Below are 14,086 nucleotides of genomic sequence, written 5' to 3' on the forward strand. Positions count from 1 at the left end.
GTCAGCTCCTTGACGCGCGGCGCGCGCGGGGTTGAGAACCTCAGGCAGGCCATGCGCCGGCGCGGCGGCGCGGCGCGCCCGCCAATTGCCGCGCCATTGCCGTGACGCCATGCCCAGGCGGGCTCGCCAGCCGGCCCGGGCCGGGGCGCGGCCATAGGCGTCGCGCAGCGCGGCTGCCGCCGCGCCTTGCGCCGCCTCGTCCAGCGTCGCCGTGGCGCCGCGCATATCGGGCGCGCCGGCGGCCAGCGCCAGCCAGCGGTAGAACGCGCTCAGCGTGCCGCTGTCGCGCCGCGCCTCGCGGCGCCAGGCGCGCCAGTGCCAGGGCTCGCCGGCCCGCCGCCGCGCGCGCAGCCGGCACAGGCCCTGGCGCCACCAGGGCCAACCCAGCCAGAGCGCCAGCAAGGCCAGCGCACCGCCGGCGGCCCAGGCCAGCCAGGCCGCCGGCAGCACCCAGCGCAAGCCGTGGCGCAGCCGGGCCAGATCGTCGGTCAGCGAGAACGGCGGCGCGACGGCCGGCGCGGCCGCCACCGCGAAGGTGCGGCCGGGCAGCGCCTGCTGGCGCGGCTGCCCGCCGGCGCCGTCGCGCCAGGCCAGCGTCACTGCCGGCAGGCTCAGCTCGCCGGCCTGCTCGGCCACGTAATCGGCGCGATCGATACGTTGCCCGCCCACGAAACCGCCACGGCCATCGGTCAGCGTGGTCACCTCCGGTTCGCGCGCATAGCGCTTGAAACCGGGCACATCGGCCAACGGCGCCGGCGGCAGCAGCATGGCCTGCACCCCTTCGGCGCGCTGCGTAATGCTGCGCGTCACCCGGCCGCCTGCCACCAGCGGGTCCGGCGCCAGCGCGAAGTCCTGCGACACCGTCAGCGCGCCGTGCGGGGCCGGCTGCCCGCCCGCCGCGCCGCCGACGGTGAACGACAGCGGCGCGCTGCTGGCGCTGGCCGGCGTCTTGCCCGGCCCCACCTCGGCGCTGACCGCCAGCGCCGGCACCTGCACCTGGCCCGCGGCGGTGGGACTGAGCAGATAGGTGTAGCGCAGCCCGCTGTACGCCACGCCATTGTGTTCGGCGCGCACCAGCTCGCCTTCGCCCGACGGCGGCGTCACCATCACGCCCGGCAGCGTCAGCGCGGGCAGCCGCGGCGGCTGTGTGAACCAGGTGGTGGTCATCACGTCCAGCTCCAGGCGCAGCGTGGCGCCAGCCTGCGCCGGCGCGCCTGCGGGCAGGCGCGCTGTCACGCGCAGCGGTGGCGCGTCCTGGGCGCGCGGCGCGCCGGCCAGCCCCAATGCCAGCAAGGCCGCGCAGGCGAGCGGCAGCCAGCGCCTCATGGCCGCGCTCCGGCCGCCGCGTCCTCGGCGGCGAACTTGCTGCGCAGGAAGCGCGCCGGCGACAGCGTCAGATTGCGCAGCCAGGCCTCTTCCGAGCCGGCCTGCGCCACCGGCGCCTGGCTCATCTTGCCCGCCTGCGCGGTCCGGTCGGCAATCGTCTGGTCGGGCGGCTCGGCCGGCTGGTCCTGCTGCGTCTGCGCCATGGCGGCCAGCAGGCGCGCGACGATGCCGCGGTTCACCACGGCCGGCTGCCAGCCCGGCTTCAGCGCCAGCGCCCGGTCGTAGGCCGCCAGCGCGGCGTCGTACCGATGCAGGCGAGTCTGGGTATTGCCGACATAGAAATAGCCCTCGGCGCTGGGCAGGGTCGAGAATGCCGCCAGCGCGGCCTTGTAATCGCCGGCTTCGTAGGCCGCCCGGCCTTTCCAGTACGGATCATGGAAATGCCGCGCCGCTTCGTCGTAGCGCCCGTGCTCGAAGGCCCGGCGGCCCTGCTGGTCGGCGGTCAGGAAGGCATCGGCCAGCGCATCGGCGCGCGCCGGCTGCGGCATGCCGGCCATGGCCACGACCAGCACGCCGGCGCTCCAGGCCACGCTCCAGCCGCGGCGCACCGCCAGCAAGGCCAATGGCCAGCACAGCCAGTATCCCGCGTCCTTCCAATGCACCGGCCCGGACTGCGCATCCTGCACCGCACGGAAATGCGCCTGCGCATGCAGCGCGATCCAGTCCTGGTCGTCCGGCCCGCCCGTCAGGCTGCCCAGCGCCGCGCCGGCGGCGCGCGCCAGCTCCTGCAGGGCCTGCGTATCGATGCCGTTCACGCCCACCGCCATGACCAGCACCTGCATGTCGCGCGCGGCCTGGGCCTGCCGGCGCACGGCGTCCATGCGCGCACGGTCGGCGCCGTCGGTCAGGATCAGCAAGGTGCCGCCGGCGCGCTCGGCCGCCAGGGCCTGTGCGGCCAGCGCAATCGCGCCGTCGGCGTCGCGGCCCGGGCGCTCGATCAGGCCGGTGGCCAGGGCCTGCGCAAACAGGTCCAGCAAGCCCGCGTCGTCGGTGGGCGGCAGCACCAGATGACTGCTGCCCGCATAGGCGATCAACCCGGTTCGGGCGGCCGCGCGCCGCGCCGCCAGGTCGCGCAGCACGCGCCTGGCCGCTTCCAGCCGCGTGGGCGGCACGTCCGCGCCGTCCATGGAAGCGGACAGATCCAGCGCCACGATGAGCGGCGCCACGTTGTCCAGATAGGCCGGCTCGTCGCGCTGCCAGGCGGGCCCCGCCGCGGCGACGCCGCCTAGCGCCAGGAACAGCGCCAGCGCATCGATGGGACGCGGCCCGCGGCTGCCCGGCGTGCGCAGCACCAGGTACGGCAGCAGCGCCGGCGCGATGCGCAGGTCGCGCCCGGGCGCGCCGCGCTCGCCGCGGCGCGCCCACCACAGCAGCGCGGTCAGCGGCACGGCCAGCAGCCACCATGGGCGCAGGAAATGGAAGGCGCTCAGGTCTATGTCCATGCGTCCTCCCGGCGCGCCTGCCGGTCCGGGCGCGCCGAGCGCCAGGCGGCCAGGGCCCCGCCCCGCCATGCCACAGCGCCAGCAACGCCAGCGCCGCGCCCAGCGGCATCCAGAAATCCTCGCGCTTGGGCTGGTGGCGCAGCGTGCGCACTTCGTGCGGCGTGATGCGGTCCAGCGTGGCGTACACCTCCTGCAGCGACGCCTGGTCGCGGGCGCGGAAGAAACGCCCGCCGGCGATGCGCGCGATGTCGCGCAAGGCGTCGAAATCCACCCGGTCCTCGCCGCTGGCGGCGGGGTCGCCGATGCCGATGGTGTGCACCACGACCCGATGCTGCGCGGCCAGCTCGGCCGCGCGCGCCGGCGGCACGGCGCTGGCCGTGTCATTGCCGTCGGTCAGCAGGATCAGTATCTTGTCGCGCTCCCGGGCGTGGTCCAGCATGCGGATGCCCAGGCCGATGGCGTCGCCCAGCGCGGTGTTGGGTCCGGCCATGCCCACCGCCGTGCGCTGCAGCAGCAGGCGCAGCGCGGCGTGGTCGCGCGTCAGCGGCGCCTGCGGGTAGGCGCCGGCGCCGAACACGATCAGCCCCAGCCGGTCGTCCGGCCGTTTGTCGATGAAGTCGCCCACTACCGCCTGGACCGCCTGCCAGCGCGACGCCGGCCGGCCCTGCACATCGCGGAAATCCTCGCTGTCCATGGACTGCGAGATATCCACGGCCAGCAGGATGTCGCGCATGGGCTCTACGTGCGTGAGCGGCGGCTCGACCCATTGCGGACGCGCCAGCGCCAGCAGCAGCCACACGGCGACGTTCACCCACAACTGGGCCCGGCCGCGCTGCACGCCCGGGCGCGTGGGCGACTTGCCGGTCAGCGTGGCCATGGCGTCGAAAAAAGGCAGGCGCAGCGCCTGCCGGCCCTGCACGTAGGCCGGCAGCCAGCGATAGGCCGCCAGCGCCAGCGGCGCGGCGGCGAGCAGCCAGGGATACTCAAGCCGCCACATGATGGCTCTCCACCCAGCGGCGGCTGGCCGCGAACAGGCGCGCCAGCGCCGGCGCGTCCAGCGCCCGCACGGCGCCGTCGGGCGCATAGGCCAGCAGCGCCAGCATGCGCGCGCTGTCGTCCGGGAACGCGGCGCCTGCGGCATCCTGCGCGAGGCGCGCCAGCCACGCCTGGCCGCCCAGCGGCGCCACGGCGGGCTGGCCGGCCGCCAGCGCGGTCCGCTTGAGCAGGCCCGGCAAGGCGCGCGCGGCCAGCGGATCGGCGGCCGCGGCGCGCGCCAGCCGCTGCAGCTCGGCCAGCGCCTGGCGCCGGTACCGGTTGCGGCGCCGGCGCCGCCAGCCCGCGTAGCCGGCCCATGCCGCGCCGGCCAGCACAAGCGCCGCCAGCACCGCCCAGCCCCAGGTCTGCGGCCAATACGGCACCGCCGCCGGCAGCGGCAGCTCCTGCAACTGGTCCAGGCCGGGCAGCGCGTCGCTCATCGCCGTGCTCCCGTCTGCAGGCGCCCCAGCGCGCGGCGCAGCTGCACCACTTCGTCCTCGGCCGTGTCGATCGACAGCAGCGGCACACGGCTGCGCCGCAGCAGGTCGGCCACTTCGCGCAGGCGGCCGCTGAAGAAGTCGGCCAGCGGCTGGCGCTCGCGCTGCCGGCCCACGGCAATCTCCAGCTGCAATTCGCCCTGCGTCACCACCAGCCGGCCGCGGCGCGGCAGATCCTGCGCCATGGGATCGAACACCAGCATCGCCACCACGTCGTTGTGCCGCGCCAGCAGGCGCAGCGTGCGCAAGGTCTCGGCGTCGGCGCCGGCGAAGTCGCTCACGATGCACACCAGGCAATCGTGCGGCGCATGCGCCAGCGCGCCGCGCAGCGCCGCGTTCAGTCCGGCGCCCGCCGGCCGCTCGGGCCGCGCCGCGGACAGCCCGGCGTTGGCGCGCGCCACTTCCGCCAGCAGCGCCTGCACCCGGTCGCGGCTGCGCAGCGGCTTGAACGCCCGCACGCCGTCGTCGTCGAACACCAGGCCGCCGACGCGGTCGCCGCCGCGATAGGCGGTCCAGGCCGCCAGCGCCGCCAGACGGGCCGCCACCGCGCACTTGAAGGCGCGCACCGACCCGAAATACATGCTCATGCGCTGGTCCGCCACGATCATCGCGGGCCGGTCGCGCTCCTCGGTATAGGCGCGCACGTACGGCTTGCCGTAGCGCAGCGACGCGCGCGGGTCGAGCTGGCGCAGGTCGTCGCCCGGCACATAGCGCCGCAGTTCGGCGAAGTCCAGCCCGCGGCCGCGCAGCCGCGAGCCATGCAGGCCGGCCAGCACGCTGCCCAGCGGCTGGCCGGCCACGAACGACAGGCCGCCCACGGCCGCTTCCAGCGCCATCAGTTCGGGCAACGGCGGGTGGACGGGATGGGCGGCGCGCGGCATCGGCGTTCCTAGGCGGGCACGGCCACGGTGTCCAGCAGCCGGTCGATGACCTGTTCGGCCGTGACGCCGTCGGCCACCGCGTCGTACGACAGGTGCAGGCGATGGCGCAGCACGGGATGCGCCACGGCGCGCACATCGTCGGGCGAACTGAAGTCGGCGCCGGCCAGCCAGCCATGCGCGCGCGCCGCGCGGTCCAGCGCGATGGCGCCGCGCGGGCTGGCGCCGATCTGTATCCAGCGGCCCAGCTCGGCGTCGTAGTCGGCCGGCCGCCGCGTCGCGTTGACCAGATCCACGATGTAGCGGTCGACCGCCGGCGCCACATACAGGGCGGCCGCCGCGTCCCGGCAGGCAAACAACTCCTCCTGCGCAAGCCGCGTCGCGGCGGCCGCGCCGGGCTGGGGCGCGGCGCGCAGCAAGGCCAGCATCGCGCTCTCGTCGTCGGCGGCCGGATAGTCCAGCCGGATCTTCATCAGGAAACGGTCCATCTGCGCTTCCGGCAGCGGATACGTGCCCTCCTGCTCGATGGGGTTCTGGGTGGCCAGCACCATGAACAGCGGCGCCATCGGCCGCGTCACCCCGCCCACCGTGATCTGCCGCTCCTCCATCGCCTCCAGCAGGGCCGATTGCACCTTGGCCGGCGCGCGGTTGATCTCGTCGGCCAGCGGTTGCCGAACAGCGGCCCCTGCTGGAACTCGATGCGCTGGCGGCCTTCGGCGTCCTGCTGCAGCACGTCGGCGCCGGTGATGTCCGAAGGCAGCAGGTCGGGCGTGAACTGGATGCGCCGCATGGTCGCGTCCAGGTGCGCCGCCAGCGCCTTGACCGTGCGCGTCTTGGCCAGGCCCGGCAGGCTTTCGAGCAACACGTGGCCATCGGCCAGCAAGGCGACCAGCACGTGGCGGATCACCGCCGCCTGCCCCAGCACCGCCGCCGACACCGCCTGTTCCAACGCCAGAATGCCATCACGATTGGCTATGCATGCTCCTGTGTGTGTCCGCGCCCACGTGCGCGGGCCGCCGGCGCGCGCCGGCTCAGCGGCTGGCGAGGCGGCCCTGGCGGGCCTGGGCCAGCTTCCATTGCTCCGGCGTCATCACCGTTCGAAAGCCCAGGTGCGACATGGGATTGAGCGGATCGGTGCCCCGCCGCGCGCTGGCGCGGTAGCTGATGCAATAGGTGTCGCTGCACAGGAAGGAACCGCCGCGCGTCACGCGCTTGGGCGCCGCGGCCGGCACATTGCCGTCGTCCGGGTCGAAACTGTCGGCGGGGCCGGCCGGATCGAGCGGGGGTTCGCGGTACTGGGCCTGGATCCGGAACGCGTCGGCCCGGTACCAGTCGGCCGTCCATTGCCACACATTGCCGGCCATGTCGTAAAGGCCATAGCCATTGGGCGCGAAGCTGCCCACCGGCGTCGTGCCGACCTGCACTTTCTCGTCCTTGACGACCGGAAACGGCTGCTGCTGGCGGGTATCCCAGATGTTGGCCATGGCCTGGCCCTGCGGCAGCAGCTCGTCGCCCCAGGTGTAGGTGGCCTGCTCCAGCCCGCCGCGCGCGGCGAATTCCCATTCGGCCTCGGTGGGCAGGCGCTTGCCGGCCCAGCGGGCATAGGCTTGCGCGTCTTCGTACGACACCTGCACGACCGGGTGGTCGTCCTTGCCGTCGATGCCGCTGCCCGGCCCTTGCGGATGGCGCCAGCTGGCGCCCGGCACGAAGCGCCACCAGCGCGAATAGTCGCGCAGCGAGACTTCGCTCCGGGTGCCCACGAATACCATGGCGCCGGGCGCCAGCTGGCTGTCGTCCGGACGCGGCGTGCCGGGCGGCAGCTGCGGCCGCAGGTCTTCCCAGCGCGGCTTGCGTTCGGCGGTCGTCAGGTAGCCGGTGGCTTGCACGAAGCGGCGGAACTGTGCGTTGGTGACGTCGTGCACGTCCATCCAGAACCCGCTGACCCGCACCTGGTGCGCGGGGCGCTCGTTGGGCTGCGACAGCTTGTGGTCATTGCCCATGAGGAACTGGTGGCCGGGAATCCAGGCCATGCCGGCCGGCCCCGCCTTGCCGTCGCCCAGCCTGACGGCGGGCGCCTGCGGCGCATCGGACGTGCTCGCCACATAGGCGCCCAGCGCGCCCGCGGCGCCCACGATGGTCGCCATGGCCAATGCGATCTTCAGCTGCTGCTTCACGGCCCTTCTCCGTCACGCGTCTGAGAACGGAGCGCCCCACAGAGGCGCCATCGCCAACACGGTACCGCCAAGGCTTGCCAGATCCAGCTGAATGTCCCCCGATCCGCGCCCAGGGAGACATTCGACCCTGGCAGGATACCCAGTTTTGTTTTCAGTTGTCATCAACTTTGGGGCAATCGGTAACCTTGCGCACCGGCTTGACGACCCTGGGGAATCGGCAGAAACTCGCCGGGCAGGCAGCGAGCCAGCGCGCATCCACCGACCAGCCCCCCATGTTCCGGATGCCATCCGCCGCCTGGCTGCTCGTCCGTCCGGCTTCCTACGCAGCGATCGTGGAGACAATATGCGCAGCAGGTTTGCATGGCGCTTTTGCAACGCCGGTCTGGCGCTGGCCGCCCTGCCCGGCGCGGCACGCGCCACCGAAGGCGCGCTGGGCAGGCTGGTCACGGGCACGACGGTGCAGCCCAATGCCGGTGTGGTGTCGCCGCAACCCATTACGGTGCTGAGCCTGGGCCAGCTCTATCTCGACGGCAGGATAGGCGGCAGCCGCGAAGTGCCCGTGGCGGGCAAGACCTCGCTGGGCCTGGACGCCGAAATGGCCCTGACCCTGGCTACGCTCATGAAGACCTGGGACACCGGCCCCGGACGCTGGAACTTCGCCTCCAGCCTGACCGTCCCCTACCTGTGGCTCAAGATCACCGCCACGCTGGCCGGCGAGCGCGGACGCGCGGCCCGCGAAAGCGACATCGCGTCCAATCTGTTCGACCTGAACTTCACGCCCCTGATCGCCGGCTACCACTTCTCCGAGACCCAGCACCTGGCCCTGAGCCTGAGCATCTGGGCGCCCACCGGCAAGTACGACGCCGACGCGCTGGCCAACCCCAGCCTGAACAACTGGACCTTCATTCCGCAGGTCGCCTATACCGGCATGTTCCCCGAACACGGCCTGCAGCTCGACGCCGTGGCCAACGTGCAGTTCTATACCCGCAATACGGCCACCGACTACCGCAACGCGCCGATCTTCGGCCTGGAGCTGATGGGCCGCAAGCTGTTCGGCAACGGCGTGGGCGCCGGGCTCATCGTCGGCACCCAGCAGCAGCTGGGGCCGGACAAGGGCCCGACGGCCGACCGCCTCAACGGCTTCGAGGGCCGCGACTGGGCGCTCGGCCCCATCCTCACCTATGACCGCAAGCTGGCGGACCAGCGTTCGCTGTCGTTCAGCCTGCGCTGGACCCCCACCATCAGCAGCACGCGCCGGCTCGACAGCGACAGCACCGTGCTGGGCACCGTCGCGCTGATCTTCTGACCCGCCGGGATCTCGCGGACTTTCCAGGCCGCGCCGCGCGGCCGCGCGCATTCATAAAATATTCTGCTGAATCCATAAAAAGATTTGGTTTTGCCTGCCCGCCCGGGTCTGCCTTAATGTGCGCCTGGCGCGGGCGAGATCGTCGCCTGCCTTCAGTCACGACAACAAGATGGAGACTCGCATGCGATTGATTCGCCGATTTGCCCATGCCTTGGCCGTGGTGGGCTCGGCTGGATTCCTGGCCGCCCCGGCGGCCGCCAGTACCGGTACCTACCCCGACAAGCCGATTCACCTGCTGGTGGCGTTCTCCACCGGCGGCGTGCTGGACACGCTGGCGCGCACCATGGCCAGCGAACTGTCCACCCGCTACGGCCAGTCGATCGTGGTGGAAAACCGCACCGGCGCCAGCGGCAATATCGGCACCGACCTGCTGGCGCGCGCCAAGCCCGATGGCTACACCATCGGCATGGGCACCATCGCCACCCACGGCATCAACCCCGCGCTCTATGGCGAGCGCCTGCCCTACGATCCGGTCAAGGGTTTCACCCCGCTGGCCCTGCTGGCCGAGCAGACCAATATCGTGCTGGTCAACAACGACCTGCCGGTAACCTCGATTCCGACATTGATCGAATACCTGCGCGCCAACCCCGGCAAGGTCGCCTATGGGTCGGCCGGCAACGGCAGCTCGCAGCACCTGTCGGGCCAGCTGTTCAAGCTGGCCGCCGGCGTCGAGCTGCTGCACGTGCCGTATCGCGGCAGCGTGCCGGCGCTGACCGACCTGGTGTCGGGCCAGGTGCAGCTGATGTTCGTCGACGTGCCCGCGGCGCTGCCCTTCATCAAGAGCGGCAAGGTGCGCCCGATCGCGGTCACCGCCGCGCATCGCTCGTCGGCCTTCCCCGATCTGCCCACGGTGGCCGAGCAAGGGCTGGAAGGCTTCAACGTGCGCGCCTGGTTCGGCGTGCTGGCTCCGGCGGGCACGCCCGCGCCGATCGCCGAGAAACTGTCGGCTGATATGATCGCCGCCGTGCAGCAGCCGGCCATCCGCGAGCGCCTGGAAGCGCTGGGCATGGACATCAAGACGCTCGATGGCCCGGCCTTCGGCCAGTTCATCCAGGACGAGATCGCCCGCTGGGACGAGATCGTCAAGCGCTCGGGCACCCGACTCGAATGAACCATCGGGCCGGGCCGAAGCGGCCCGGCCCTCACCAGGACACACTATGGGACGACTTTCGGGGCGCAACGCCCTCATCACCGGCGCGGCCGTCGGTATCGGCGCGGCCATGGCGCGCCGCTTCTGCGCCGAGGGCGCGAGCGTGCTGCTGGGCGATATCGATGCCGAGCGCGGCCAGGCGCTGGCCGCGGAGCTGGCCGCAACCGGCGCGCGCGCGCGTTTCGCGCGCCTGGACGTGACCGACGAAGACAGCGTGCGGCAAGCGTTGGAGCTGGCCGAGGCCGAGCATGGGCCGCTGCACATCCTGGTCAACAACGCCGGCGGCTCCAGCCTGAACGACCGCTCGGTGGTGGAATTCGCGCTGGAGGAATTCTGGCGCGCCATCAACATCGACCTGCTGGGCACCGTGCTGTGCTGCCGCCATGCCATCCCGCGCATCGCCGCGGCCGGCGGCGGCGCGGTCGTCAACATGGGGTCGATCGCGGCCCTGCGCGGCCTGAAAGGGCGCGACGCCTACACGGCCGCCAAGGGCGGCGTGCATGCGCTCACGCGCTCGATGGCGGTGGAGTTCGCCGAGCAGCGCGTGCGCTGCAACGCCATCGCGCCCGGCGCCGTGCTGTCCGAGCGCATGGCGCGCTTCATCGATGAGGATCCGCGCGTGGCCGCGGCGGTGTCGCGCCACCTGCTGGGCCTGCCCGAACCGGACGAAATCGCCGCGATGGCGGTGTTCCTGGCCAGCGAGGAATCGCGCCACGTGACCGGCTCGATCTTCCAGATCGACGGCGGGCGCGCCGCGGCCGCGTAAGAACCGCGCAACGGCCGCGCCTCGACGACCGGCGCGCGCCGCGCCCCGGCCCAGTAACCCTGAGCGCGTCACCGGTACTGGCCGATCCGCCCGCCGCCCTGCCTAGAATCGGCAGGAGCGTGTCTTTCAAGGGAGCGGCCTGCGGGCCGCGTCGATGCGGCGCTCCATCGTCCTTTCGGCGGACTACTTATGGTCGAGGCCATCGAGACGTTCCATTGGGGCGCCATATTCCAGATCGTTCTGATCGACATCCTGCTCGGCGGCGATAACGCCGTCGTGATCGCGCTGGCCTGTCGCAACCTGCCGCGCCGGCAACGCATCAAGGGCATCCTGTGGGGCACGGCCGGCGCGGTGCTGCTGCGCGTGCTGCTGATCGCCTTCGCGCTGGTCCTGCTCGACATTCCGTTTCTCAAGGCCCTGGGCTGCCTGCTGCTGGTCTGGATAGGCGTCAAGCTGCTGGCCCCGCATGAGGACGCGCACGGCAACATCACCGGCGGCACCTCGGTGCTGGCCGCGATCCGCACCATCATCCTGGCCGATTTCGCCATGAGCCTGGACAACGTCATCGCCATCGCCGGCGCGGCCCAGAACGCGCAGGCCGACCACCAGCTGTACTACGTGATCTTCGGGCTGTGCGTGAGCGTGCCCATCATCGTCTGGGGCAGCACGCTGGTGCTCAAGCTGATCGACCGCTTCCCGCTGGTCGTCACCCTGGGTGCCGGCCTGCTGGGCTGGATCGCCGGCGGCATGCTCATCACCGACATCTACGTGGTCGAGCGCTGGGGCGAGCCCGCGCCCATGCTGAAGCTGGCCGTGGAAGCCGCCGGGGCGCTGGTGGTGGTGGCGGCCGGCAAGTGGCTGGCGGCCCGCCGCCGCCATGCCCGGCCGACCCACGACGAATCGGCCTCCACCACGCCGGGCGGCTAGCCGTCCGAAACCGGCGCCGGCGCCGCCCGCACGGCGAACACCGCGTTGGCCTTGAGCATCAGCCTGTCTTCGACCTGCAGCAGGCAAGTGGCGTAGATGAGCCGGCGCCCCTGCTTGTCGATGCGCACCTGCGCCTGCAGCCAGTCGCCCGGCTTGACCGCGCTCAGGTATTCGACCGACATCTGCACCGTCACCACCGACGCCTGTGCCCGCCGCGAGATACAGTAGCCCAGCGCGCTGTCGGCCAGCGTGGCCAGCAGCCCGCCGTGCGCGATGCCGTGCATGTTGGTATGCGGCGGTCCCACGCGCACGGCCAGCGCGTCGTCGGCCTCGCGCACGTAGAAGGTGCCTAGATCGGCCAGATGGGCCATGAAGGGGCTGCCCGGCCGCCAGGGCGCGAAACCGTCGGGAATGGAATCGTTCATAAACAGGGATGGTTGGAGGAATGCCATCCAGCGTACCACCAGCCCGGCGTGCGTGCGCGCTCATGGGCTGCGGAAATCACTTCCGTGTTTTATTTAATATATTTAATATCAACAAGTTAAGTATATTTTTTAATCTTGATTATTTAAAGTGACTTCTAAACAAATGGTAGCCCGGACGAGCCGGGTTGCGGCGCTTTGCGCCGCAGCCCATGGGAGCGCGCAAGGAGAATTATGCTGATGAACGCATAATTTTCAGATTAACTGCTAAAATATGCTACCGATCGCATAAATTAAGACGTGCTCATCAGATCGCTGCTCTTCGATTTATGCGTTTCACAGCATTTTTTTCTTGGTCGGGTGTATTTTATGCCTCTTGCCGCATATATTTCGATGAAGACCTTGCCGGACGTGGGCGCGCGCTTCAGAACCTTGCGCAAACAGGCCCGCAAAACCCAGCGCGAGCTGGCCGCCGCGACGGGCATGCGTCAGGAAGCCATCTCCCGCTTCGAGGCCGGTTCGGCGAGCGACTTTTCCCTGAACAAGCTGCTGACGCTGCTGCAGGCCCTGGACCTGGAATTCGACTTCAAGCCGGCCGTGCGCCGCCCCGATCTCGACGATCTGCTGGCCGAGCGACGCGGCCGCCTGGACGACGCCAAGGACCCGTCTTGAAGCTGAACGTCTTCGTCCACGGGACCCGAGTCGCCCTCCTCGACAGCCCCGATGGCTTCCAGCATCGGCTGGCCTACCTGCCCGAAACGGACCCGGCCAGATTCGCATCGCTGACGATGCCGGTGCGCGCCGAGCCCTGGCGCTGGCCAACGCTGCATCCCTTCTTCCAGGTAAGCCTGCCCGAGGGATTTCTTCTCATGCTGCTCAAGGAGCAGCTCGGTCCCCAACTGGGCGCCAGGCAGCTGGATCTCCTGGCAGTCGTCGGCCCGAACATGATCGGCCGCGTCCAGGTCAGCGCGGGCGCGACGCTCGAGCCCGCGATGGCACTCGAGAGCCTGGATCCGCTGCTGCACGGGCCGGCATCGCAACAGGTCTTTCTGGAACTGATGGCCCAATACGCCGCCTCCGGCGTCTCGGGCGTGGTCCCCAAATTCCTCACGCCGGCAACCCAGGCGCTCTTTCGCAAGGGCACCATCGCCACCGAGCGGCATATTGTCAAGGGCAGCTCCGAGCATCAACCCTTCGTGGCCCTCAACGAGCATCTTTGCATGACGGCCGCGCAAGGCACCGGCATCCCGGTGGCACGCACCAGAGTGTCCGACGACGGACAAGTGCTGGTGGTCGAGCGATTCGACATCGATCCGGCTACCGGCCGCCGCCTGGGCTTCGAGGACTTCTGCAGCCTGCTGGGCCTGTCGGCCGACGAAAAATACGACAGCACCTGGGAGCGCGTGGCCCGCGTGGCCAGCGATTACGTGCGGCCGGAAGGACGGCTGCAAGCCCGCACCCAATTGGCGATCACGCTGCTGCTGAGTTTCGCATTGGGCAACGCGGATTGCCACGCCAAGAATCTTGCCCTCGTCTATGACACGATCGACGACGTGCGCATCGCACCGGTCTATGACATGTTGACGATTCTTGCCTACGACCGCTATGCGGCCAATCCGCCCGGCATGGCCCTCGATGGCCGCAAGTCATGGACCATGTCCAAGGCCTTGTGGCGTTACCTGCAGCAGCACCTCGGTTTCGCACCCGCTGCGCAGCGCGAGCTGGTCGACCGGGTGTGTTCGGCGATCGCCGACACCGTGCCGCAACTCAAGGCGCACATCCGCCATACGCCGGGTTTCGAGCCGGTCGGCTTGCGCATGCTGTGGGAATGGAACGAGGGTATGAAGCGGCTGAGCGAACGCCGGCAGATCGCCGTTCCCGACTGGGTCGCAACGGCGCGCGACGAGGGGCTGCCACGGCCCGCTCCCGCCGCGCACTTTGCCGCGCAACGCATCGGCGAGTCGCCGCTGCTGGCGCCACGCAGGCGCCGCCAGCCGGCGCGGCCGCCATCCTGAGCGGCGTTGCGGGTTCAATGCATGGAAT

11 protein-coding genes and 3 pseudogenes are annotated in these 14,086 nt (G+C 70.8%); 6 read left to right on the forward strand and 8 right to left on the reverse strand.

The window, feature by feature from the left end:
* Nucleotides 1-12: 12 nt before the first annotated feature.
* The 7 genes and pseudogenes from LK409_RS22875 to LK409_RS11910 form a co-directional block, all read right to left on the reverse strand.
* A pseudogene (locus LK409_RS22875) lies at nt 13-1,326 on the reverse strand (BatD family protein); the annotation flags it as partial.
* Nucleotides 1,323-2,828 (reverse strand): VWA domain-containing protein, encoded by a 1,506-nt coding sequence (locus LK409_RS11885; protein ID WP_010928717.1) that lies wholly within the window; start codon nt 2,826-2,828, stop codon nt 1,323-1,325. The gene LK409_RS11885 and the pseudogene LK409_RS22875, both read right to left, overlap by 4 nt.
* Nucleotides 2,819-3,825: pseudogene (locus LK409_RS11890) on the reverse strand (vWA domain-containing protein). Before LK409_RS11890 ends, LK409_RS11885 begins: the two are co-directional and overlap by 10 nt.
* The gene (locus tag LK409_RS11895) at nt 3,812-4,303 is read right to left on the reverse strand and encodes a DUF4381 domain-containing protein (RefSeq protein ID WP_010926614.1); all 492 of its coding nucleotides are present in this window, start codon (nt 4,301-4,303) and stop codon (nt 3,812-3,814) included. The pseudogene LK409_RS11890 and the gene LK409_RS11895 overlap by 14 nt, the downstream one beginning before the upstream one ends.
* Nucleotides 4,300-5,241: a DUF58 domain-containing protein gene (locus tag LK409_RS11900; RefSeq protein WP_010926613.1), complete on the reverse strand. Its 942-nt coding sequence runs from the start codon at nt 5,239-5,241 to the stop codon at nt 4,300-4,302. The genes LK409_RS11895 and LK409_RS11900 overlap by 4 nt, the downstream gene beginning before the upstream one ends.
* An 8-nt stretch (nt 5,242-5,249) precedes the next feature.
* Nucleotides 5,250-6,214, reverse strand: a pseudogene (locus LK409_RS11905) (AAA family ATPase).
* Between the two features lie 55 nt (nt 6,215-6,269).
* A complete protein-coding gene (locus LK409_RS11910) occupies nt 6,270-7,412 on the reverse strand; it encodes a formylglycine-generating enzyme family protein (RefSeq protein WP_010928718.1) in 1,143 nt (380 codons plus the stop codon).
* A 343-nt stretch (nt 7,413-7,755) separates the two neighbouring features.
* Between LK409_RS11910 and LK409_RS11915 the strand changes: the two genes are divergently transcribed.
* From LK409_RS11915 to LK409_RS11930, 4 genes are all read left to right on the forward strand, one after another.
* Nucleotides 7,756-8,718 (forward strand): SphA family protein, encoded by a 963-nt coding sequence (locus LK409_RS11915; protein WP_010928719.1) that lies wholly within the window; start codon nt 7,756-7,758, stop codon nt 8,716-8,718.
* Nucleotides 8,719-8,899: 181 nt separating this feature from the next.
* Nucleotides 8,900-9,889, forward strand: coding sequence for a Bug family tripartite tricarboxylate transporter substrate binding protein (locus tag LK409_RS11920; RefSeq protein ID WP_003811557.1), 990 nt, complete (start codon nt 8,900-8,902; stop codon nt 9,887-9,889).
* A gap of 46 nt (nt 9,890-9,935) precedes the next feature.
* Nucleotides 9,936-10,694 carry an SDR family NAD(P)-dependent oxidoreductase gene (locus LK409_RS11925; RefSeq protein WP_003811559.1) on the forward strand — a complete coding sequence of 253 codons (759 nt, stop codon included), beginning with the start codon at nt 9,936-9,938 and terminating at the stop codon, nt 10,692-10,694.
* 189 nt (nt 10,695-10,883) lie between these two features.
* Nucleotides 10,884-11,621 carry a TerC family protein gene (locus LK409_RS11930; protein WP_010928721.1) on the forward strand — a complete coding sequence of 246 codons (738 nt, stop codon included), beginning with the start codon at nt 10,884-10,886 and terminating at the stop codon, nt 11,619-11,621.
* Here the strand turns inward: LK409_RS11930 and LK409_RS11935 are convergent.
* Nucleotides 11,618-12,073, reverse strand: coding sequence for a PaaI family thioesterase (locus LK409_RS11935; RefSeq protein ID WP_003811562.1), 456 nt, complete (start codon nt 12,071-12,073; stop codon nt 11,618-11,620). The two genes, LK409_RS11930 and LK409_RS11935, sit on opposite strands and share 4 nt — an antisense overlap.
* Before the next feature lie 363 nt (nt 12,074-12,436).
* On the opposite strand from LK409_RS11935, the gene LK409_RS11940 reads away from it, so the two are divergent.
* Nucleotides 12,437-12,715 carry a helix-turn-helix domain-containing protein gene (locus tag LK409_RS11940; protein WP_225665640.1) on the forward strand — a complete coding sequence of 93 codons (279 nt, stop codon included), beginning with the start codon at nt 12,437-12,439 and terminating at the stop codon, nt 12,713-12,715.
* Complete coding sequence (locus tag LK409_RS11945) at nt 12,712-14,058, forward strand: type II toxin-antitoxin system HipA family toxin (protein WP_003811566.1); 1,347 nt, start codon at nt 12,712-12,714, stop codon at nt 14,056-14,058. Before LK409_RS11940 ends, LK409_RS11945 begins: the two co-directional genes overlap by 4 nt.
* Nucleotides 14,059-14,086 lie beyond the last annotated feature (28 nt).

Origin of the sequence: Bordetella parapertussis (assembly GCF_020735925.1) — a bacterium.
Taxonomy (GTDB): Bacteria; Pseudomonadota; Gammaproteobacteria; order Burkholderiales; family Burkholderiaceae_B; genus Bordetella; species Bordetella pertussis.

Bases quoted from the DNA above. Each gene is read 5' to 3' on its own strand.
- LK409_RS11935 (WP_003811562.1), bottom strand. From the start codon at position 12,073: ATGGCATTCCTCCAACCATCCCTGTTTATGAACGATTCCATTCCCGAC.
- LK409_RS11885 (WP_010928717.1), bottom strand. From the start codon at position 2,828: ATGGACATAGACCTGAGCGCCTTCCATTTCCTGCGCCCATGGTGGCTG.
- LK409_RS11920 (WP_003811557.1), top strand. From the start codon at position 8,900: ATGCGATTGATTCGCCGATTTGCCCATGCCTTGGCCGTGGTGGGCTCG.
- LK409_RS11900 (WP_010926613.1), bottom strand. From the start codon at position 5,241: ATGCCGCGCGCCGCCCATCCCGTCCACCCGCCGTTGCCCGAACTGATG.
- LK409_RS11895 (WP_010926614.1), bottom strand. From the start codon at position 4,303: ATGAGCGACGCGCTGCCCGGCCTGGACCAGTTGCAGGAGCTGCCGCTG.
- LK409_RS11930 (WP_010928721.1), top strand. From the start codon at position 10,884: ATGGTCGAGGCCATCGAGACGTTCCATTGGGGCGCCATATTCCAGATC.
- LK409_RS11940 (WP_225665640.1), top strand. From the start codon at position 12,437: ATGAAGACCTTGCCGGACGTGGGCGCGCGCTTCAGAACCTTGCGCAAA.
- LK409_RS11925 (WP_003811559.1), top strand. From the start codon at position 9,936: ATGGGACGACTTTCGGGGCGCAACGCCCTCATCACCGGCGCGGCCGTC.
- LK409_RS11915 (WP_010928719.1), top strand. From the start codon at position 7,756: ATGCGCAGCAGGTTTGCATGGCGCTTTTGCAACGCCGGTCTGGCGCTG.